This is a genomic window from Halomonas jincaotanensis (assembly GCF_018448785.1).
GTDB lineage: Bacteria > Pseudomonadota > Gammaproteobacteria > Pseudomonadales > Halomonadaceae > Halomonas > Halomonas jincaotanensis.
This window is the reverse complement of sequence record NZ_JAHCLU010000013.1, coordinates 35,644-56,240: the sequence shown is the minus strand read 5'-3', so window position 1 is coordinate 56,240 and position 20,597 is coordinate 35,644. Positions and strand designations below refer to the sequence as shown.

18 protein-coding genes are annotated in these 20,597 nt (G+C 62.8%); 9 read left to right on the top strand and 9 right to left on the bottom strand.

All coding sequences use genetic code 11. From position 1 onward, the window contains the following. Positions 1–16: 16 nt before the first annotated feature. The 5 genes from sucC (at position 17) to KG088_RS12615 (ending at position 5,066) form a co-directional block, all read left to right on the top strand. Positions 17–1,183 carry an ADP-forming succinate--CoA ligase subunit beta gene (sucC, locus tag KG088_RS12635; protein ID WP_213825891.1) on the top strand — a complete coding sequence of 389 codons (1,167 nt, stop codon included), beginning with the start codon at positions 17–19 and terminating at the stop codon, positions 1,181–1,183. Continuing rightward, complete coding sequence (sucD, locus tag KG088_RS12630) at positions 1,183–2,055, top strand: succinate--CoA ligase subunit alpha (RefSeq protein WP_213825890.1); 873 nt, start codon at positions 1,183–1,185, stop codon at positions 2,053–2,055. Before sucC ends, sucD begins: the two co-directional genes overlap by 1 nt. Before the next feature lie 275 nt (positions 2,056–2,330). After that, positions 2,331–2,747, top strand: coding sequence for a CopG family transcriptional regulator (locus KG088_RS12625; RefSeq protein ID WP_213825889.1), 417 nt, complete (start codon positions 2,331–2,333; stop codon positions 2,745–2,747). Positions 2,748–2,770: 23 nt separating this feature from the next. Then, positions 2,771–4,096 (top strand): extracellular catalytic domain type 1 short-chain-length polyhydroxyalkanoate depolymerase, encoded by a 1,326-nt coding sequence (locus tag KG088_RS12620; protein ID WP_213825888.1) that lies wholly within the window; start codon positions 2,771–2,773, stop codon positions 4,094–4,096. A gap of 85 nt (positions 4,097–4,181) precedes the next feature. Then, positions 4,182–5,066, top strand: coding sequence for an urea carboxylase-associated family protein (locus tag KG088_RS12615; RefSeq protein ID WP_213825887.1), 885 nt, complete (start codon positions 4,182–4,184; stop codon positions 5,064–5,066). A gap of 8 nt (positions 5,067–5,074) precedes the next feature. Here the strand turns inward: KG088_RS12615 and KG088_RS12610 are convergent, their stop codons facing one another. The 3 genes from KG088_RS12610 to KG088_RS12600 form a co-directional block, all read right to left on the bottom strand. Further along, entirely contained in the window at positions 5,075–6,112 is a 1,038-nt protein-coding gene (locus tag KG088_RS12610; RefSeq protein ID WP_213825886.1) for a lysylphosphatidylglycerol synthase transmembrane domain-containing protein, read from the bottom strand. Then, positions 6,090–7,208 carry a glycosyltransferase family 4 protein gene (locus KG088_RS12605; protein WP_213825885.1) on the bottom strand — a complete coding sequence of 373 codons (1,119 nt, stop codon included), beginning with the start codon at positions 7,206–7,208 and terminating at the stop codon, positions 6,090–6,092. Before KG088_RS12605 ends, KG088_RS12610 begins: the two co-directional genes overlap by 23 nt. A gap of 173 nt (positions 7,209–7,381) precedes the next feature. Then, entirely contained in the window at positions 7,382–9,322 is a 1,941-nt protein-coding gene (locus tag KG088_RS12600) for an exoribonuclease II (protein WP_213825884.1), read from the bottom strand. Between the two features lie 231 nt (positions 9,323–9,553). Here KG088_RS12600 and KG088_RS12595 point away from each other — a divergent pair, with 231 nt between their 5' ends. Continuing rightward, positions 9,554–10,351: a Cof-type HAD-IIB family hydrolase gene (locus tag KG088_RS12595; protein WP_213825883.1), complete on the top strand. Its 798-nt coding sequence runs from the start codon at positions 9,554–9,556 to the stop codon at positions 10,349–10,351. 20 nt (positions 10,352–10,371) lie between these two features. Here the strand turns inward: KG088_RS12595 and KG088_RS12590 are convergent, their stop codons facing one another. The 4 genes from KG088_RS12590 to KG088_RS12575 all read right to left on the bottom strand — a co-directional run bounded on the left by KG088_RS12590 (position 10,372) and on the right by KG088_RS12575 (position 15,013). After that, the gene (locus KG088_RS12590; protein ID WP_213825882.1) at positions 10,372–11,430 is read right to left on the bottom strand and encodes a TIGR01620 family protein; all 1,059 of its coding nucleotides are present in this window, start codon (positions 11,428–11,430) and stop codon (positions 10,372–10,374) included. Then, positions 11,427–12,818, bottom strand: coding sequence for a YcjX family GTP-binding protein (locus tag KG088_RS12585; protein WP_213825881.1), 1,392 nt, complete (start codon positions 12,816–12,818; stop codon positions 11,427–11,429). Before KG088_RS12585 ends, KG088_RS12590 begins: the two co-directional genes overlap by 4 nt. A 160-nt stretch (positions 12,819–12,978) precedes the next feature. Continuing rightward, entirely contained in the window at positions 12,979–14,574 is a 1,596-nt protein-coding gene (locus KG088_RS12580; protein WP_213825880.1) for a solute:sodium symporter family transporter, read from the bottom strand. A 160-nt stretch (positions 14,575–14,734) separates the two neighbouring features. After that, positions 14,735–15,013, bottom strand: a complete 279-nt coding sequence (locus KG088_RS12575; protein ID WP_250148245.1) for a hypothetical protein — start codon at positions 15,011–15,013, stop codon at positions 14,735–14,737. A gap of 29 nt (positions 15,014–15,042) precedes the next feature. On the opposite strand from KG088_RS12575, the gene KG088_RS12570 reads away from it, so the two are divergent. Next, positions 15,043–15,591, top strand: coding sequence for a DUF924 family protein (locus tag KG088_RS12570; RefSeq protein ID WP_213825879.1), 549 nt, complete (start codon positions 15,043–15,045; stop codon positions 15,589–15,591). A 78-nt stretch (positions 15,592–15,669) separates the two neighbouring features. Next, the gene (locus KG088_RS12565) at positions 15,670–15,912 is read left to right on the top strand and encodes a GlsB/YeaQ/YmgE family stress response membrane protein (protein WP_089792815.1); all 243 of its coding nucleotides are present in this window, start codon (positions 15,670–15,672) and stop codon (positions 15,910–15,912) included. A gap of 54 nt (positions 15,913–15,966) precedes the next feature. Here the strand turns inward: KG088_RS12565 and KG088_RS12560 are convergent, their stop codons facing one another. Then, a complete protein-coding gene (locus KG088_RS12560) occupies positions 15,967–17,382 on the bottom strand; it encodes an amidase (protein WP_213825878.1) in 1,416 nt (471 codons plus the stop codon). Positions 17,383–17,459: 77 nt separating this feature from the next. Beyond that, on the bottom strand, positions 17,460–18,080 hold the full coding sequence (locus KG088_RS12555) for a hypothetical protein (RefSeq protein ID WP_213825877.1): 621 nt from the start codon (positions 18,078–18,080) through the stop codon (positions 17,460–17,462). Between the two features lie 297 nt (positions 18,081–18,377). On the opposite strand from KG088_RS12555, the gene katE reads away from it, so the two are divergent. Continuing rightward, complete coding sequence (gene katE, locus KG088_RS12550) at positions 18,378–20,528, top strand: catalase HPII (protein ID WP_213825876.1); 2,151 nt, start codon at positions 18,378–18,380, stop codon at positions 20,526–20,528. Positions 20,529–20,597: the final 69 nt, after the last annotated feature.

The window sequence follows — 20,597 nt, the reverse complement described above, 5'->3', positions numbered from 1 at the left end:
CCAATGGCATGAATCGATGAACCTTCACGAATATCAGGGCAAACAGCTGTTTGCCGATTATGGCCTGCCGGTGTCCAAGGGCTTCGCTGTGGATACCCCAGAAGAGGCCCTCGAGGCCTGCAAGAAGATCGGTGGCGACAAGTGGGTCATCAAGGCCCAGGTTCACGCCGGCGGCCGTGGCAAGGCCGGTGGTGTCAAGCTGATCAAGAGCCCGGAGGAGGCCAAGTCCTTCGCCGAGTCTTGGCTGGGCAAGAATCTGGTGACCTTCCAGACCGACGACAAGGGACAGCCGGTCACCACGCTCCTGGTCGAGACCTGTACCGACATCGCCGACGAGCTCTATCTGGGCGCAGTGGTCGATCGCGGCACGCGACGTGTGGTCTTCATGGCCTCCACCGAGGGTGGTGTCGAAATCGAAAAGGTGGCCGAGGAAACTCCCGAGAAGATTCTCAAGGCCGAGATCGACCCTCTGGTCGGCGCTCAGCCCTACCAGGCGCGTGAGCTTGCTTTCGCATTGGGCCTCACTGGTAACCAGGTCAAGCAGTTCACCAAGATCTTCCTGGGACTCTCCAAGCTGTTCCACGACAAGGATCTTGCGCTGCTCGAGATCAATCCGCTAGTGGTGACCGACGAGGGCGACCTCCACTGCCTCGACGCCAAGATCAACCTGGATGGCAATGCCCTCTATCGCCATCCGGACCTGCAGGCAATGCGCGATCCGTCCCAGGAAGACGAGCGTGAAGCCGAAGCTGCGGCCTGGGAACTGAACTACGTGGCGCTGGAAGGTAACATCGGCTGCATGGTCAATGGCGCCGGACTGGCGATGGGCACGATGGACATCATCAAGCTCAACGGTGGCCAACCCGCCAACTTCCTGGACGTTGGCGGTGGCGCCACCAAGGAGCGTGTGGCTGAAGCCTTCAAGCTCATTCTCTCTGACGATTCCGTGAAGGCCGTACTGGTCAATATCTTCGGCGGCATCGTGCGTTGCGACATGATCGCCGAGGGCATCATCGGTGCCGTCGAGCAGGTCGGTGTTAACGTGCCGGTCGTGGTGCGTCTTGAGGGTAACAACGCCGAACTGGGTGCCGAAAAATTGGCCTCCAGTGGTCTGAACATCATCGCTGCTACCAGTCTGAGCGATGCGGCTCAGCAGGTTGTCAAGGCAGCGGAGGGCAAGTAATGAGCATCCTGATCGACAAGAACACCAAGGTCATCTGCCAGGGTTTCACTGGTGGACAGGGGACCTTCCACTCTGAACAGGCGATCGCCTACGGCACCAAGATGGTCGGTGGGGTGACGCCGGGCAAGGGCGGCCAGGAGCATCTGGGCCTGCCGGTGTTCAACACCGTCAAGGAAGCCGTGGCCGAGACTGGAGCCGAGGCCAGTGTGATCTACGTACCGGCGCCGTTCTGCAAGGACTCGATCCTGGAAGCTGCCAACGCTGGGATCAAGCTGATCGTCTGCATCACCGAAGGCATTCCGACGCTGGACATGCTCGACGCCAAGGTGAAGTGCGACGAGTTGGGCGTGCGCCTGATCGGTCCGAACTGCCCGGGTGTCATCACGCCGGGTGAGTGCAAGATCGGCATCATGCCGGGCCATATTCACAAGCCGGGTCGTGTCGGTATCGTCTCGCGTTCCGGTACCCTGACCTATGAAGCTGTCAAGCAGACCACCGACCATGGCTTCGGTCAGTCGACCTGTGTGGGTATCGGCGGCGATCCGATTCCCGGCTCCAACTTCATCGATATCCTCGAACAGTTCGAGAAGGATCCAGCCACTGAGGCCATCGTGATGATCGGCGAGATCGGCGGCACGGCCGAGGAAGAGGCGGCCGCCTACATCAAGGCCAACGTCTCCAAGCCGGTGGTGGCATATATCGCCGGCGTTACCGCACCTCCCGGTAAGCGTATGGGCCACGCCGGCGCCATCATCGCGGGTGGCAAGGGCACCGCGGACGAGAAGTTCGCCGCTCTGGAAGCCGCGGGCGTCAAGACAGTGCGCTCGCTCGCCGAGATCGGCGATGCGCTAAAGCAGGCAACCGGCTGGTAAGGCCGATCAGTCAGCTTCGCTGCCTTCCGTCACGACATTCTTCAAGGGCACCCATGGGTGCCCTTGTTGTTTGTGGCGTTTGATTTCCTGCTACGCCACTCCCTTTACCCATATGTAACGGCCCGCCTATCGGTGGGTCGTTTTTCGTACGCCCAAAGCTTGACTATTGTCACGGCTAGCCTATTATACCATCCATGTGGATGGTTAATGGATGCCATAGAGATGCTGAAGTAGCGTCAGGATGGTTCCGCAATTTGGGCAACGAGGCATAACAAATGAGCGTGCATGAACTGCGCCGCAAGTCCGGCGACGCCAGCGAGAAGATCACCATCAACCTGGGGGTCGTCGACCTGGGGCAGATCGATCTGCTGGTCCAGGAAGGATTCTATTCCAATCGAACCGATCTGATCCGCACGGCGATCCGCAACCAGCTGGCCACCCATGCGGAAGTTGTCAAGGAAACCGTGGCACGCAAGACATTCGTGCTGGGCTTGCAAGACTACAGCCGCAGTGATCTAGAGGCGCTTCAGGCCGCCGGAGAGGCGCTGCAGATCCAGGTGCTGGGGCTGGCCCGCATCGCCGACGACGTAACACCGGAGCTTGCCCGCGCCACCATCGAATCGGTGGTCGTGCTGGGCGCCCTGCATGCCAGCGCGGCGGTCAAGGCCGCCCTGGCAGACCGAATTCACTGAATCACTGAATAGGAAATTTAACGATGATCGACGCCACTATGACGAAGCGAATGGAAGAAGCGACGCGGCTCACGCGCGCCGGGAAGCTGCACGAGGCCATGGCCATCCTGCAAGGCGCCATGCCGGGAGGGAAGGGAGAGGCGACGGGTGAGGAAACGCCGAATAAAACTTACGGCGGAGGCAACACATTCGAGGGGAATACCTTTGAGGGGAGCTGGCAGGTCGTCGACGAGGCGGTCACGGCCTCGAGCTTGAAAGATGAGCCGACAGCGCAAGCCGCACCATTTTCCGCATTTGGCGATACCCGACAGGCGACCACTGGGGCATACCCGAGCGGCGACATTGACATTCCTGCTGCATGGCGCGACAAGTGGCTCAAGTTTCGCGGCGCCGGCGCCCAACCAGAGCAGGCACGGGGCGCTACTGAGGAGGCACACCCCGGCGCGTTCACGGCCGGCCGTTATACCAACCATGTCGGCACGCGCGACTACAAGCTGTACATTCCCAGCGGCCATCACGGGCAGGCACTACCACTGGTGGTCATGCTGCATGGATGCACGCAGAATCCCGACGACTTCGCTGCCGGGACCAACATGAACCGGCTGGCCGAAGAGCAGCTGTGTTGCGTGCTCTATCCGGCCCAGCCGATGACCGCTAACAGCTCGAAGTGCTGGAACTGGTTCAAGGCCGAAGACCAGCAGCGCGAGGGCGGTGAGCCGTCGATCCTTGCCGGCATGACCCGTCAGGTCATCGACACGCACGGGCTCGATGCGAGCCGGGTCTATGTCGCAGGGCTCTCGGCAGGCGCCGCCATGGCAACGACGCTGGCGATGACCTATCCGGATCTCTTTGCGGCGGTGGGCGTGCATTCGGGGCTGCCCCACGGCGTGGCGCAGAGCCTCCCCGATGCCCTGGGGGCAATGCAGGGCGGCACGGGTCCTCTGGGCGGTGGTACCTCAGCGCGAGCATCCGGTTGGGTGTCGGAGGTGCCAGCCATCATCTTTCATGGTGATCGCGACACCACCGTGCACCCAAGCAATGCAGAGCGCGTTGCCGCCCAGTACGCCGCCACGCGTCGAGAGGGCGAGGCGACAAGTCACGGTAAGGGCAACGCCAGGGTCACGGTGGAGCAGGGGCAGGTGGCCAACGGCCATGCCTATACGCGTACCACGCATCATGATGCGAAGGGCGAGCCGCGCCTGGAGCAGTGGCGGGTCCAGGGTGCGGGTCATGCCTGGTCGGGAGGTAGTACGAAGGGAAGCTATACCGATCCCAAGGGCCCCGATGCCACTAAGGAAATGCTGCGCTTCTTCTATCACCATCAGCAGGGCGAAATCAACGCGAGCTGAGGCGTCACGTGGCGGGCGTTGAGAGCGTCAGGGGACAATCCGTTAGCATGTCGGGTATTTCTCAAATATCCAAGGAGACAAGGCCATGGCAAAGGTGCCCGCCGCCTACCGCGCCACGCAAGGCTCCATTCTCGACGTGGACCGCGACTTCTATGCCCGACTGACGGCGCCAGAGGCGAGAAAGCTTGTCGACCAGCGGGTCGTGCCGATTCGCGAGGGCCTGGCCTGGGAGGTGCCGGCCGGCCATGTGCTGCGTCTCTCGACGCTGGATGGACCCCAGGTAGGGGATCTCAACCTCTGGCATCGCCACAATCCGCGGGAGCGCTTTTGGGCCTCGCGGACGCGCCAGCTGCAGCGGGCGCATGTGTCGACGTTCGATCGCTTGTGGTCGACGCTCCCCTATCTACGGCCCATGGCGACCATTATCGACGATACCCTGGCCGGCTATGGCGTGAACGGGAGTGGCGTGGACCCTGACGGTGGCAGGGTCCATGACCTGCTGGGGACGCGCTGCGACCCCTACGTCAACAAGCTGCTGACCGGCGAGGACTTCGACCATCACTGTCATTCCAATCTGGTGCGTGCGGTGGCTCCCTTCGGGCTCACCGAGTTCGACGTGCATGACGTGCTCAACGTCTTCCAGTGCACTGGGCTCAACGACGATGACCAGTACTTCATGAAAGCCTGTCCGGCCAGAGAGGGCGACTACATCGAGTTGTTCGCCGAAGTCGACCTGCTGTGTGCATTGTCGTGCTGCCCTGGAGGCGACCTGTCGGTCGACCTGTGGGGCCCCGACGCCCGCGATCCTCTGGAAACCTGTCACCCCATCGGGGTCGAGGTGTTTCGGCTGGCGCCGGCACTACTGGCGGGTTGGGAAGCCCCGGCGTATGCACCTTATCGTGGCGGGCACGGCATGCGTGCCCCAGCGATCGACTGGACGGCGGAGAAGCAGCGTCACTTCAACAACTGAGAAGGCGCTCAGAGTCGTGCTGTTGATGGTCGCCTCACCAGTCGGTAGGCCGACAGCAGAAAATACGGGGCGCCGGCGGCGAGATAAAGGTGGTAGGACACCAGGCGCCAGACCAGCACGGCGGCGGCGGCCTGCTCGCGCGCCATCAGCGGTAGCAGCAACCCGCCGACCCCCAGCTCGGCCGCACCGGCGCCTCCGGGCAAAAAACTGAATTGGCTCGCGGCCATGGCCAGCATCTGGGTCAGGAAGGTCCACAGCCAGTCGGCATTTCCCCCAGCGCCCAGCACCGCCAGGTAGAGCAGGCTGTAGCGCAGTAGCCAATGCGCCGTGGTGAGCATCAGCATCGCCAGCAGCGTCGTAATGGGGAGCTGCAGGGTCGCTTGCAGCCCATAGCGACACTTCAGCAGGCGGCGAGCAAGCCAACGTCGCCGATACCCGCTCAGCCACCGTGATCCTGGTGATGCGGGGTAACGCAACAACCGTGGCAGGTATCCCATCACCAACGTTACGCCAGCGGCTAGCAGGACCAATGCGACCAGTGCCATCTGGATCAACGCCTGGTGGGGCCACTGGGCTTCGCCCAGCAAGGAGAAAGCCACCAGTCCGGTCAGCATGCAGAGGAAAAACAGCAGATCGCAACCCTGGTCGAGCAGGAAGACGGCTGCCCCCTTTGCGGCCGGTAGGCCACGTTGCGACAGCAATACCAGCAGCGTAGGTGGGCCACCACTGCCGCCGGGCGTAGCACAGAGGGCGAATTTGGACGCCAGTTCGATGCCCAGTGCGCCGCGCTGCCCAAGGTGGCCGGCCCGGCCATCCAGCATCAAGCGCAGCCGGGCGGCGTTGAGGTTCCAGCACAGGAAGGCGATCACTATCATCAGGGCCAGGACATCCAGTGGGAACCGCTTGACCGCGGCCAGGGCCTCGGTTCCGCCCAACCAGAGGGTGACCGCCAGGGGGGTGATGAGCGCCGTCACGATCATCAGGCCATGCAGCGGCCGCCACTGCGGCAATGCGCGGTGAGTATCAGCCGTTCTGGGGGTGAGCATGGTGCTCGCTGCCGTCGCCGAGTTGTCGATAGTGCGTCAACAAGTCCTGCATCACACAGTCCCAGTCGAAGTGGCGCTCGACATGGCGTCGCGCGTAGCGCCTGCTGGCGGCCACATCGTTGAGAAACAGCGAGTGGCAGGCCTCCGCCATGGCCGCCGGGTCGAGCGGGCGGCACAGGATGCCCGCCCCGAGGGGGACATTTTCCGCCAGCGCGCCGGCCCTGGCACCGATCACCGGGATGCCGCTGGCCATTGCCTCCTGCGCGATCAAGCCGAAGGTTTCACGGGTGCCGGCGTGGAGCATGGCATCGCTGCTGGCTAGCGCCCTGGCCACTTCATGGACGCCGCAGCAGCGATCGACGACCGTCACGTTGGTGGGCACCTGGCGTGGCATGCCCGGCCCCATCAGCAGCAGGTGATAGGGGGGACCCAGGCGTTGCAGGGTGGCCAGCAGCACATCGATATTCTTCTCTCGCGAATAGCGGCCGACGAAGATCAGCAACCGCGTCTGCGGTCCCAGACCGAGTTCGCGTCGCAGTGCCGGATCGCGCCGTCGGGGATGAAAACGCGCCACATCGACCCCCAGCGGCTGCACCCGAACGTGCTCAACACCCCAGTCGCGTAGCCGATTGGCCATGGCGTGGCAAGGTGCCAGCACACTGTCGAACTGCGAGTAGAGGCGCGCCACGTAGCGCTCCAGGCGCTTTCCTACCTGCTGTCCAAAGCGATCTCCCATCAGCCGCGGCAGGTCGGAGTGGTAGAAGCCCACGACGGGCACGCCGAGCTGCTGGCCGGCGTTCAACGCCGCCCAGGCGGTGACGTATGGGTCGCCGGCCTCGATCAGGTCCGGCGCAAGTGATACCAGCGCTTCCTGCCAGGGACGAATACGTAGAGGGAAGCGATAGCCTTGTCCCAAGGGTAAGCGCAGGGCGGGGAGGGTGTGATGATCGCCCAGGCTGTCGCGTTCGGCTCCGGGTACCAGCAGGCTGGTGCGCAGGTCGGGTGTCCGGGAAAACACCCGGTGCTTGGCTTGCAAATAGGTGCGCACGCCGCCACTGGCGGGTGCATGAAACATCGTCACATCGGCAATGTGCAAAGGATCCTCCGGCCCAAGAGCAGCACGATCCTTTCAGCCTAAAGCGCTAATGTGTCAATTCAGCGTCAGGGCGCGATGTTATCCATGGCGGGTGGGGCCTTCGACACCTCACCTTGTAGGTGCCGGAGGTAGGTGCCGGAGGCCCCTGTAGCGTGTCGAAGGCAGGGCAGGCCTTAATCGACCGGGCGGCCGACCAGCGAGCGGGTTTCCTCGCGCGCTTCGGTCAGCGCGACGCGGATCACGTCACCAAGCTTGAAGCGTTCCGTCTCCTCGATCTGGATACGGCCTTCCTTGTCGTCGATGACCACCTTGGTGCGATCGCTGTGCATCAGGGGCGCCGGAATGAAAGCCGTGGCCCCATTGGCGGTCAGGCGTACCCGCATGCCGCCGCGATTGACGTTGATGACCTCGGCCTCGAAGGTTTCCTGCGCCTCGGCGGCCGGCGTCAGGTAGCGCACGTAGAGCCAGTCCTTGACGTCGCGCTCGGCCATGCGATTGAGGCGCCGCCGTTCGGTGAGCTGCTCGGTGAGCTGCTGGCTCGCTTCGGCCGGTGCCTGTTCGCCCTTGAGCACGCGCTTGATCAAGCGATGGTTGACCATGTCGCCATACTTGCGGATCGGCGAGGTCCAGGTAGCGTAGGCGGCCAGGCCCAGGCCAAAGTGGGGGCCGGGCTGGGCCGACATGCTGGTGAAGCCCTGGAAGCGACGCAGGCGTGCGTCCAGCCAGGCATCGTCGCGACCCTCGAGTACCCGCTTGAGCTCGCGGTAGCGGGGCAATTCGGTCAGCGCCTCGCGCTCGACCTGGATATCCTGGCCGGACAGGAATTCCTGCGCCGCCTCGGCCTTTTCCGGCTCGAAGGCACGATGGACGTTGAAGATGCCGTGGCCCACATGGCTAGCCAGCAAGTCGGCGCAGCAGGCGTTGGCGGCGATCATCGATTCCTCGATCATGCGGTTGGCGATGCGCCGCTCTTCGGTACGAATCGCCAGCACATTGCCGGCCACGTCGAGGTCGAAGACGAAGTCCGGGCGATCCTTGAACACCAGCGCATGCTCGGCACGCCAGGCGCTGCGGGCCAGGGTCATGGCTTCCAGGGCCTTGAGCTGTTCACCGATCGCCCCTGTCGGGCGCCATTCGCCCTGGCCTTCCAGCCAGTCGGAGATCCAGTCGTAGGCCAGCTTGGCCTGGGAGCGCACGGTGGCGGCGAAGAAGCGGTAGTCGCCCAGACTGCCGTCGGCACCGATCTTGAGCGTACAGGCCAGCACCGGGCGCTCCTGGTCTTCCCACAGCGAGCAGAGGTCGTCGGCGAGCTGCTCGGGCAGCATGGTGACGTTCTGTCCCGGCAGGTAGACGGTGAAGGCGCGGGTGCGTGCCTCCAGGTCGGCGGCGTGTCCTTCCGCGACATAGGCGGTGGGGTCGGCGATGGCCACGGTCAGCTTCCAGCCGCCGTTCTCGTCGGCCTCGATGCGCAGGGCATCGTCCATGTCGCGGGTCTTCTCGCCGTCGATGGTGAAGAAAGGCTCGGCGGTCAGGTCCTCGCGCGTAAGACCCTCATCAAGCAACGGCCAGTCGTCGCCGGCATCCGGGCACTCCTGCTCGAGCGCATGACGTGCCAGCGTGACCCTCCACGGCACTGCTGGGTCGTCGGTCTTGGCCACCAATTCGTCGATCTGCGTGAAGAAGGCACGGTCGTCGGGCTTGAGCGGATGGCGAACCAGTCTCGCAACCACCCAGTCGCCATCACCGATGCTCTCCTCGTCGAGGCTGCGCTTGATACGCGCCTTGAGGGCATTCTTCATCGAGGGATGATCGGGCACGACTGCCAACCGACCCTCGCGCTTCTGCACGCGGGCGATGAAGCGTTCCATGCCGCTCTCGATCAGGGTGTCCGGCTCCACGGATTTCTTGTCGCCCTCCTCGTGGAGGATGGCGCCGACGCGGTCGCCGTGCAGTACCTGCTTCATCGCAGGTGGCGGCACGAAATACGATTCACCGTCGTCGGTCTCGAGAAAGCCAAAGCCCCTGTCGGTGGCCTTGATCACGCCCTCTACGCGAGGCGTGTTGTTACGCATCTGTTGCTTGAGTTGAGCAAGCGCCGAGTTGTTCTGCAGCATGGTCACGATCGGTTGGCGGGGAAGCAGACCACTATACGGATTCCCCGTCGCGGGGCCAAATGCAACGCGCACTCGGGTCGTATCGCCCGTGCTTTCCGGGGCGAACGGGATTCCTTCGCCGGAACTATCTGAGGGCGTTGAGGGCGACTTCTACCGGTGCCTGGTCAGTGCCTGAAGACAGCGGCCAGCCGCTTCGGTAGCCTGATCTTAATCTTCGACCTTGGAAGACCCATGACTCCTCGATTGATCGTTACCGACCTGGACGGCACGCTGCTCGATGCCGACCATGACCTGACACCGGGTACCATCGCAACCCTGCGAACCCTCTCCGCGCAGGGGCATCACCTGGCGCTTGCCTCGGGACGCCACTTTCGCGACATGCTGTTGTTTCGCGAGCGTCTGGGCGTGCCGGTGCATGTCATCAGCACCAACGGCGCCTACCTGCACGATCAGCACGACGGCCTGGTGGCCGCGCGCCATGTGGACCGCGAGTTGGCACGCGACCTGATCGCGTTGCCTCTCCAGGCCGGGGTCCGGTTGAATTTGTATCTCGACGACGAATGGCTGATCGATGCCGAGGCCCCGCACTTGCTGGCGCTGCATGCGCATACCGGTTTCGGGTATCGGGTGGCCGAACCGGGCGAGCTCGATGGCGAGCGTGTCGGCAAGGTGCTCTACATCGGCGAGCCCCAGCAAGTGGCCGAGCTGGAAACGGAGATCCGCCGCCGTCATGGCGAGCGTCTGCATCTGACCTACTCCATGGAGACCTCGCTCGAGATCATGGCCGGCGGGGTCAATAAAGGTGCGGCGCTGGCGTCACTGCTCGACTCGCTGGGGATGGAGGCTGAGGCGTGCCTGGCGTTTGGCGATAACCTCAACGATGTCGAGATGCTTACCCTGGCCGGCGAGGCGCATGTCATGGGCAACGCTCATCCCGAGCTTCGCGGACGGGTGCCAAAGGCGCGGGTCATCGGCCATCACACCGACGGCGCCGTAACCAAGTACCTGCGCGAGCGTTTCGCGTTGTGACATCGCCGGGACGTTGCCCGTCAGCGGCGATGCGTCTTGTCCGTCTCGGCGCGTATTTCCAGGCGCCGCAGGTGCTGCCAGAGCTCGCCGCGAAGGTCGCTCAGCCGAGGCGCTTCATTGTCGGCGAAGGTCAGCGGACGCGTGAGGCGCTGGGTTCGCAGGCCGAGACGCGCACTGAGCAGGCCGACCCCCAGGCCCTGTCCGGCCTGGGCCGAAAGGCGCCCGGCGAGATTCAGCGACAGCATCTGCATGCCGGCGTCGCTGGCCATCTCGCTGGCCCCGGCGAAGGCCATGTTGTAGAGCACGCTTCTCATCAGGCGCAGTCGACTGGCATAGCCGAGTTCCAGGCCATACAGCCGGCACAGGCGATCGACCATTGCCAGGTTGCGCCATGCCACCAGCAGCATGTCGACCAGCGTCAGGGGGCTGATGGCCACCATGACGGCGGTCTCCCCCGACATTCTCGAAATCAGCCGCCGAGCCTCCCGGTCGCGGGGCGCGAGCAGATGGTGCGAGAGCAACAGCCTGATGTCGCGCCCGTCGTGGTGGGCCTCCCGGGCGGCGAGGTAGCCCTGCCAGTGTGGGTGATCATCATCGAGCCCCAGGTCTTTTCTAAGGCGTTCGGCGAGGGCCTGGGCCTGTTTCGGTGTTGCCTCGGGAAGAGCGTCGAGGCTTGCGCGTAGCGAGCCGTGCTGTTTCAGCCGCCGCAACCGAAACAGCTCACGGAGCAGCGCCGAACCGCCCAGCCCCAGCGCTAATAACCCGAACAGGCTCCAGGCCCCGGCCAGCCAGTCGCCGCCGAGACTCGCCGCGTAGAGCGTTTGGCCGGCTTCCAGCATGCCAAGTCCCAGTGTGCCGCCGAGCAGGGTGAACAGTCCCCAGCGGCGCTTGCGGGGCTTGGTCAGGCTTGCCTCCAATGCCTGTTCGGCCGGCTGCGGATCGTCCAAGGGTTGGCTGGGCAGGTCGGCGGCGAAGCGCGCTCCGGGCCGTGGGTCGTCGCCCATTGGCGGGGTGAGCTCGGGGTCGTCGAGCGTGAAGCCCTGCCGCGGACGCGGGTCAGATCGACGGGTATCGCTCATTGCAGCTTGTCTCCGATGAGCCAATCCAGGGTGGCATCCATGCGAATGTGGGGAAGGGCGCCGCCATCGCGGGGCATGGGGCGAAACGCCGGGAAGTCGAATCCCTGGCGAGCCCAGAAGTCATGATCCGGTAGGGTGTTGGGCACTTCGCCGGGATACATCAGCAGCTCTTCACCGGCCAGGTTCTTGCCGCGCAAGGCCGGTGAGCGATGCCCCTCCAGGCTCACTTCGCGGCTCTCGGTGGCGCGAATGGCCGCCAGCGAGAGCGCCTTGACGGGAATATTGGCGAAGCGCAGGTCCTTGAGCGGCTCGGCGAGCAGCGCCTCGAGCAGCGCGACGAGGCGGGGATGCTGGTCGGGGGTCACATGATCGCTCTTGGTGGCGGCAATCGCCAGGCGGTCGATGCGCGGCGCGAAGAGGCGCGAGAGCAGGCTGCGCTGGCCGTAGTCGAAACTCTGCATCAGGTTGGCAAGGGCCCGGGACAGGTCCTCGAAGCGCTCCGGGCCGGCATTGAGCGCCCCCAGCAGGTCCACCAGGACAATCTGGCGGTCGAAGCGGCGAAAGTGCTCACGATAGAAGGGCTTGACCACACGCTGCTGATAGTGGCGAAAGCGCCGGTTGAGCGTGGCGTAGTTGCTCTCCGAGGGCAATCTGGTCAGTTTGGCCGTGTCGTGCGTCGCGATGGCCGGGAGCGGAAAGAACTGCAGCACTGGGGCGCCGGCGAGCTCGCCGGGCAGCAGGAAGCGTCCGGGCTGAAGATCGGCGAAACCGGCCTCCCGGGCGGCCCGTAACCCCTTGGCATAGCATTCGGCGATCTCGGCGAGCCTCGCTTCATCAGCCTCGGCGGCAGGGTCCAGGTCGGCCACCGCGTCGAGCCAGTCGGCAAACAGGCGCTCGCGCGCCTGGCCCCGGGATGGTTGCTGGTCGAGGCTCCAGCTCAGATAGTCGTGCCCCAGCAGTGGCAGGTCGAGCAGCCATTCTCCCGGGTAGTCGAACAGGTCCAGGCTCAGCTGGCGGATCTCGCGGCCCAGGAGCCCCCGTTTGCCCGGACGATAGCGGATCACCAGGCGCAGCTCGCCGATGCCCCGGGTCGGCTCGGGCCAGTGCGGTGGGTTGGCATCCAGCGAGGCCATGGCCTGGTCGTAGGGGAAGCGGGGCACGCCAAGGTCGTGTTGATTGACCCGCCGCGCGCCGAGCAAGCGGCCCTCTCGGGCCGCGGGCAACAAGTCCAGCCGAGCCTCGAGCCCCGCGTGGCGCAGCTGGTTAATCAGTGAGGTGAGAAAAGCGGTCTTGCCCGAACGCGACAGGCCGGTGACCGCCAGACGAACTTGGCGGTCACGGCCGCGTTCCAGCAGGTCGTGTATGTCTCGAGCCAGGGGTTGACGCATGAAAGGGGTATCCATCCCGTAAAGTCACAGCTTTAATGTGCGGGTGTCATGACCGACTGGCAAGGACGAAACGCGATAGCCACGAAGCCCCGCCGATGGCGAGGCGTCGTGGTGAGCTCGAGGTTAGGCTGCGATGCAGATACCGCCTGGCGCAACGGCATCAGCCGGCGAAGGCCACATAGATGGCAATCACCAGAATGACTAGCACGATCCCGGCGGGAATGGCGCCTTTCCAAGGCGTCAGGTCGACGGCGCCGATATCCTCCTGGACCCATTCGGTCGCGCGCGGGCGCAGCTTGCCGATCAGCAGCATCATTGCGACCAGCAGCACGAATACCGAGGCCACGAAATGGAACTCGTGCATTACCACCGGCAACTGGTTGAAGGGCGGCACGAAGTAGCCAGCGGCGATCAGCAGACAACCGCCGACCAGGGCGAGCTTGGCGGCCATGGGCGGAACGCGCTTGGTCAGCAGGCCGACGATGACTACCGCCAGAATGGGAATGAAGTAGATCGCGTTCATTTTCTGCAGGTAGCCAAAGAGGCTTTCCTGTCCGGCCAGCAAGGGGGCGATGATCATGGTGGTGATCGCCATGATCCAGCCGAATATCTTGCCTGACTTGACCACCTGCGCTTCGGAAGCGTTCTTGTTCAGCACGCCCTTGTATATCCCCAGGCTGAATATGGTGGTGGTGCTGTTGAGCGCCGAGTTGAACGACGACAGGATGGCACCGACCATTACCGCGGCAAAGAAGCCGGTGAGGTAGGGCGGCAGGACGTTGAACACCAGATGTCCATAGGCTTCGTCGGCGCGGACGCCCTGGTCGGCATACAGATGGAAGGCGATGATGCCCGGTAGCACCAGGTAGAGTGGGCCCAACAGTTTGAAGAAGCCGGTCAGCAATACGCCTTTTTGACCTTCGGCGAGGTTCTTGGCGGCAAAGGTGCGCTGAATGATTTGCTGGTTGGTCGTCCAGTAGAACAGGTTGATCAGAAAGACCCCGGTAAACAGCGTAAAGAAGGGTACTTGCTGTTCGCTACCGCCGATGGAGTCGAGTTTGTCGGGGTTGCTTTCCTTGAGGATATTCCAGCCCTCCATGAGGCCGCCATCGCTGCTTACGGCCTGGAGACCGAAGTAGACGATCACGAAACCACCGACCAGCAGTCCGACCCCGTTCAGGGTATCGGAGACGGCAACGGTGCGAAGGCCACCGAACAGGGCGTAGATGGCGCCGATAATGCCGACGATCCATACCGTCAGCCACAGCAACAGGGTGCTGGACTCGATACCGGTAAGGCCGGAGAGGTCGAGCATGCCCTGCAAGCCGATGGCGCCGGAATAGAGAATGATCGGCAGCAGGATCGCCGCATAGGCGATGAGAAAGATCACGTTGGTGATCAGCTGGGTGCCGGCATCGAAGCGGATCGCCAGCAGCTGCGGCAGGGTGGCGATGCCGCTGCGCAGGAAGCGCGGCAGGAAGAACAGCGCCAGCGCCACCAGGGCGATCACCGCGACCACTTCCCAGGCCATGACGCTGAGCCCGTCAGCGAAGGCGGCGCCGTTGAGGCCGACCATCTGCTCGGTGGAGAGGTTGGTCATCAACAGCGATCCGGCGATCAGCGGAAAGGTCAAGGTCCGACCGGCAAGGAAATAGCCACTGGTGCTCGAATGGTCGTCGCGCCGGGTGATACGCCAGGTAATGAAGGCAACGAGCCCGGTAAAGAACAGGAACGACGCCAGAGTCAGGGCATGCATGGAGGAGATCCTTGAAAGCGAGATGGGCCGAGGAAGCGACTCCGCGGGGCGAGAATCGGTATAGGTCGAGTGTGGGGAAAGTCTAAGACGCTGAAACGATTCTTCTATACCCCTTTCGGCTAATTACCCGATGTCTTCTGGTATCGACATCAACATCGACCTACTGAGGCGGCTGTGGTGGCATCGGCGTCGGCTCGATGACACCGAAAAGCTGCATCAGTACCGGCAATATGGCGATCAGGAAACCAAACGCCGCCACGGTTCGTCCCGCCAATCGTCGTTCGGGGCGCCGGGCCAGGCTCAGTCCTGCCAAACAGACCAGCAGGCCGACAATGTGGAACACATAGGTGAGCATCTGCAGCAGGTCGTAAGCGGTCATGGCGGCCCTTGGGTCGATGGAGTAATGGTGGAAAAGGCTGCTAATCTGGGAGACTATCATCCGAACTACCTTGAAGAGAGGTACCTGCCATGCTGGAAGGGCGTCCCGATGTCGTGCTCGATTTCTGGTTCAAGGAACTCACGCCTGCCCAGTGGTTTCGCAAGGACACCGCACTGGATGCCACTATCGTCGAGCGCTTCGGGGAATTACATTCCTCGGCGAATCGTGCGGAACTCTGGCTCTGGCGTCGCTCGGCGCTTGGCCGGCTTGCCGAGGTGATTGTGCTGGATCAGTTCTCACGCCAAATGTATCGCGATACGACTGAGGCCTTCGCCAGCGACGCGATGGCCTTGGCATTGGCCCAGGAAGCGGTGGCCCAGGCGGCGGACCGCCATCTCGATGTAGGGTGGCGCGCCTTTCTTTATATGCCGTATATGCATAGTGAATCGCTTGCGATACATGAAGAGGCCCTTAGACTCTTCGACCAACCGGGTCTTGAAGAGAACCTGCGTTTCGAGCATCGGCATCGTGAGATCCTTCAGCGCTTCGGACGCTACCCACATCGCAACGCCATTCTGGGCCGCGAATCCAGTCCCGAGGAACTGGCTTTTCTTGCTGAGCCGGGTTCCTCTTTTTGAGGTCGCTCTTTCTTCGCCAACTTACCTGAGGCACCATCACAGCCTGGCCTTGAATTGATGTAAAAAGGAGAAATGATCATGGGATTGATTGCTTGGCTCATCATTGGCGGTCTGGCGGGCTGGATTGCCGGTCATATCATGCGTGGTGGCGGTTTCGGCATCCTCGGTAATATCGGGGTGGGCATCGTCGGCGCGGTGATCGGCGGCATGCTGTTCAGCCTGCTGGGTTTGCAGGCAGGCGGCTTCGTCGGCTCGCTGGTCACCGCCATCGCGGGCGCCGTGCTGTTGCTGTGGGTGATTTCGAAGGTCAAGAGCGGCTGACGCTTTTCATCCATCCTTCTAACGATTCGCCCGGCATTAGCCGGGCGAATCGTTTCAGGAGGTGCTGGTGGGATTGGGCATTGTCGGGAAGCGGGGCGGACAGGCTTCCAGATAGGCATGACAGGCGTGTAATACGCGAACGTCATCGAACTTGCCGCCGGCAAGCTGGAAACCGACGGGCAGACCGCTATCGGTAAAGCCGCAAGGTACCGAGGCGGCAGGTTGCTGGCTGAGGTTGAAAGGGTAGGAGAAGGGCGCCCACTCTTCCCAATCCTGCATATCGCTTCCCGGCGGCACTTCGTGATCAGCCGCAAAGGGTTCGAGCGGTACCGTTGGCGTCATCAGCAGGTGGTACTTCTGATTGAAGTGTTCCAGTCGCTCAGTGAGAAGGGCCCTGTCGTTCAATGCACGGAAGAAGTCCACCGCGCTCAACGCCTCCGCACGCTTGGCATTGGCAACCAGGCCAGGGTCGAGCAGCTCGCGTTCGCATTCACTGCACTGTAACCACAGCTCCAGTGATGCTGTGAACCAGACAGTCTGAAAGGTCTCGATGGGCGAGACAAACCCCGGGTGGACCTCTTCCACCACCGCACCCAGCGACTGAAGCGTTTCCGCGGCCTGGCGGACGCGCCGTGCCACTTGGTCGTCGACCTTGGCGTAGCCTAGGTCAGGCGAATAGGCGATTCGCAGGCCATCGAGGTCGTTGGCGAGGTGGCTGCCCCAGTCGTCGGGTTGACCGCGAATGGCGTAAGGATCGCGAAAGTCGTAACGCCCTATCACGTTCATCATATGCACCGCGTCACGCACGTTGCGCGTCAAGGGACCGATATGCGAAAGCGAGGGCTCTTTGGAGGGAGGCCATTGGGGCGTCCAGCCGAAGGACGGTTTGAAGCCGAAGACACCGGTAAAGGCCGCGGGGATGCGGATGGAACCACCGGAGTCGCCACCCTGATGCAGTACCCCCATGTTGAGGGCGGCGGCAACGGCGGCGCCGCCTGAAGAACCTCCCGGGGTCAGGCGCGTGTCCCAGGGATTGTACGTCGTACCGTAGACAAGATTGTCAGTGACGGCCTTCCAGCCAAACTCCGGCGTATTGGTCTTGCCGAGCAGTATGGCGCCTGCCTCTCGCAACATTCGTACCGGCGGGCTGTCATGTTCGCGTTTCGTCGCCGGTGTCAGGCGCGAGCCTTCGCGTGCTGGCATGCCGGCGACTTCCGTTAAATCCTTAAGCGATACCGGCACGCCATCGATTGGGCTCAAAGGGGCTCCCTGGTGCCAGCGGCGAGTCGATGCCCGCGCGGACACCTCGGCGCCCTCTGTATCAACGTAGGTATAGGCATTGACCGCCCCGTTGAAGCGATCGATACGTTCCAGCGCCGCCCGGGTCGTTTCAAGCGGGGAGGCTTTCCCCGAGGCATAAAGTGCCGCAAGGGCACTGGCATCCAGCGTGCCAAGATCGGTGTCGCTCATTGCTTCCTCCCTGAGTTAGCGGCGAATCGACGCTCAAGCTTAGGCCATTCCCGTGGCATCCAATAGTGTCCGAGGGTTCAGGGTCCCGCATGGCGCGGCACGATGCGTCGGTAAGTGTCTGTCTGGGTGTCCAGCCATTTACCGTGAAGTGAGACATGGGGAGTCGCACTGGGGATTTTTACCTCGAGCAGGAAGAGGCCATGGCGTCCAGCGAGCTGGTCGCGATCGTCGAGCCAACGCCCCAGTTCACTTTTCAGAGGGCCGTCTATATGCTCCAGACACCGCCACGTCAAACGTATGGCATTCGTGGTCAGCAGGTAGTCGAAGCGAGCGGCATCCTTCAAGACCGCCAGGGCACCATGAACCAGCCCATGCGACAGGCTTTCGAGCTTGCGATACGCCGGCGCGCCGGCGGCACGGCAGGCATGGGCGCCCTCCACATGACAGCGCTCGCGCTCGTCGGGTGCTTCCGGCCATTTCCCGCCCTGCCGTCGCGCCGAGGTGGCCAGGAACGGCAGAGTGATGGTTAAGGCAGGCGTACCATCTGACAGGGTGTCATTGGTGTCGGTCACCACGCCGCAGGGCAGCTGTTCTCTCAGCCAGCGGTAATCACACGCCTTCTGGAGACTGACCTGAACGTCTTCCAAGGTGTGATGAGCGCTTTGCAGCGATCGAAGTATGGCAAGGGTACGAAACATCGCGACTCCATCCGCGGCGTGACCGATCGACGCCTCATGCCATCGTCGCCTTTCTGACGGCAAGATTACCAGCTTGCGACAGCCGAGTTTCAACGGCGGCACGAGCAATGCGGACTCGCTGCCAATTACCCTTGCCTGTGCGAACAATAAGCCACGCCTATTAGGCTTGTGACGTTTCACCGACTACTTTGAATGGGAGGCAGCTCTGGAGTGAGCTTGCCAGCAACCGCGTGGCTCGGTGAGGCAGCTGAACGCTGGCTACCGGGTCATGAATGAACGCAAAGGAGGAGCGTTTGCATGGCCAATAATCCGCATACGACGCCGAACAGTAGCGGCCCCAACGATACGGACGTCAAGACGACCGAGAACAGCAAGTCGGATAGCCTGGAGCATTACCGCAGCGATTCCGAGGGGCATGATCTGCGCACTAACCAAGGGCTGCGCATTTCCGACAACCACAACTCGCTGAAGGCCGGGGAGCGCGGCCCCACGCTGATGGAAGACTTCATCTTCCGCGAGAAACTCAACCACTTCGACAACGAGCGTATCCCCGAGCGTATCGTGCACGCCCGGGGAGCGGCAGCGCACGGTTACTTCCAGCCCTACGAGAACGCGGCTCAGTATTCCAAGGCCGGTCTTTTTCAGGACTCCGGCAAGAAGACCCCGGTGTTCGTGCGTTTCTCCACGGTGCAAGGCTCGCGTGGTTCCAATGATACCGTGCGCGACGTTCGCGGCTTCGCCACCAAGTTCTACACCGACGAGGGCAACTGGGACCTGGTAGGCAACGACATGCCGGTGTTCTTCATCCAGGATGCGATCAAGTTCCCCGATTTCGTGCATGCGGTGAAGCCCGAGCCCCACAACGAGATTCCCATGGGGCAGTCGGCCCACGATACCTTCTGGGACTTCGTCTCTCTGATGCCGGAGTCCACCCATATGGTATTGTGGACAATGTCCGACCGGGCATTCCCTCGGCATTACCGCAACATGGAAGGCTTCGGCGTGCATACCTTTCGCTTGATCGACAAGCAAGGCAAGGGTCGCTTCGTCAAGTTCCACTGGAAGCCACTGGCGGGTACCTGCTCATTGATCTGGGATGAGGCCCAAAAGCTCTGGGGCCGTGACCCCGACTTCAACCGCCGTAACATGTGGGACGATATCGAGAACGGCGACTTCCTGGAATACGAGCTGGGTGTCCAGGTGGTGGAAGAGGAGGACGAGCACACGTTCGACTTCGACATCCTCGATCCCACCAAGATCATCCCCGAGGAGCAGGTGCCGGTCACCCTGATCGGCAAGATGGTGCTCAACCGCAACCCCGACAATTACTTCGCCGAGACCGAGCAGGTCGCCTTCAATCCGACCAACATCGTGCCGGGTATCGACTTCTCCAATGATCCGCTGCTTCAGGGGCGGTTGTTCTCGTACCTGGATACCCAGATGCTGCGGCTGGGGGGGCCCAACTTTCACGAGATTCCCATCAACCAGCCGGTATGCCCGTTCCACAACAACCAGCGCGATTCCATGCATCGCCAGACGATCAACAAGGGTCAGGCATCCTACGAGCCCAATTCGATCGATGGCGGCTGGCCCAGCGAGACGCCGGCGGCGGCGGAAAACGGCGGCTTCGAGAGCTACTATGAGCGTGTCGACGCGCATAAGGTGAGGGCTCGCAGTGACTCGTTCGGTGATCATTATTCCCAGGCGACGCTGTTCTGGAACAGCCAGACCGATGTCGAGAAAGAGCACATCATCGATGCCTATACCTTCGAGCTTTCCAAGGTCGCCCGGCCGTGGATCCGCGAGCGCGTGATTCAGGAGATATTGCCCAATATCGATCTGGAGCTGGCGCGTCGCGTCGGCGAGAACCATGGCATCGAGGCGCCAACGAGCAAGCCTGCGCCGGCCGACGAGCTTGGCCGGAGCTCGTTGCAGGCCTCCCCGGCGCTAAGCCTGATGGCGCGACTGCCGAATAACATCCTGTACCGTAAGGTGGCGATCCTGGTGGCCGACGGCGTGGATGGTAAACAGGTGGAAGCCGCCAAGGCGAAACTGAAAGCCGAAGGGGCGCAGGGTATGGTCATCGCGCCCAGCATGGCACCGGTCAAGTCCACCAACGGTCAGGCCATCGTGCCCGATGCGATGCTCAACGGTCAGCCATCGGTGACCCTGGATGCGGTGATCGTGGTGGGCGGTGAGCAAAGTGTGAAGACACTCTCGCAATCCGGTCTGGGACGCTACTACGTGCAGGAAGCCTACAAGCATCTCAAGGCCATTGCGGCCATTGGCGAGGGCAAGGCATTGCTGAGCGCGGCCCAGGTACCGACCCAGGAAGATGGGATCATCCTGGGGGCGACGCTGGACGACGTGTTTGCACCGCTCACCCAGGCCATGGGACAGCATCGCGTCTGGTCGCGTGACGACAAGGCCAATCTGATGTCGGCCTGAGGACGGTCACTTATCGAATCGGCTTGAAGAGCTCGTTACGGCATGAAAAAACGCGCCTCCGTGAGGAGG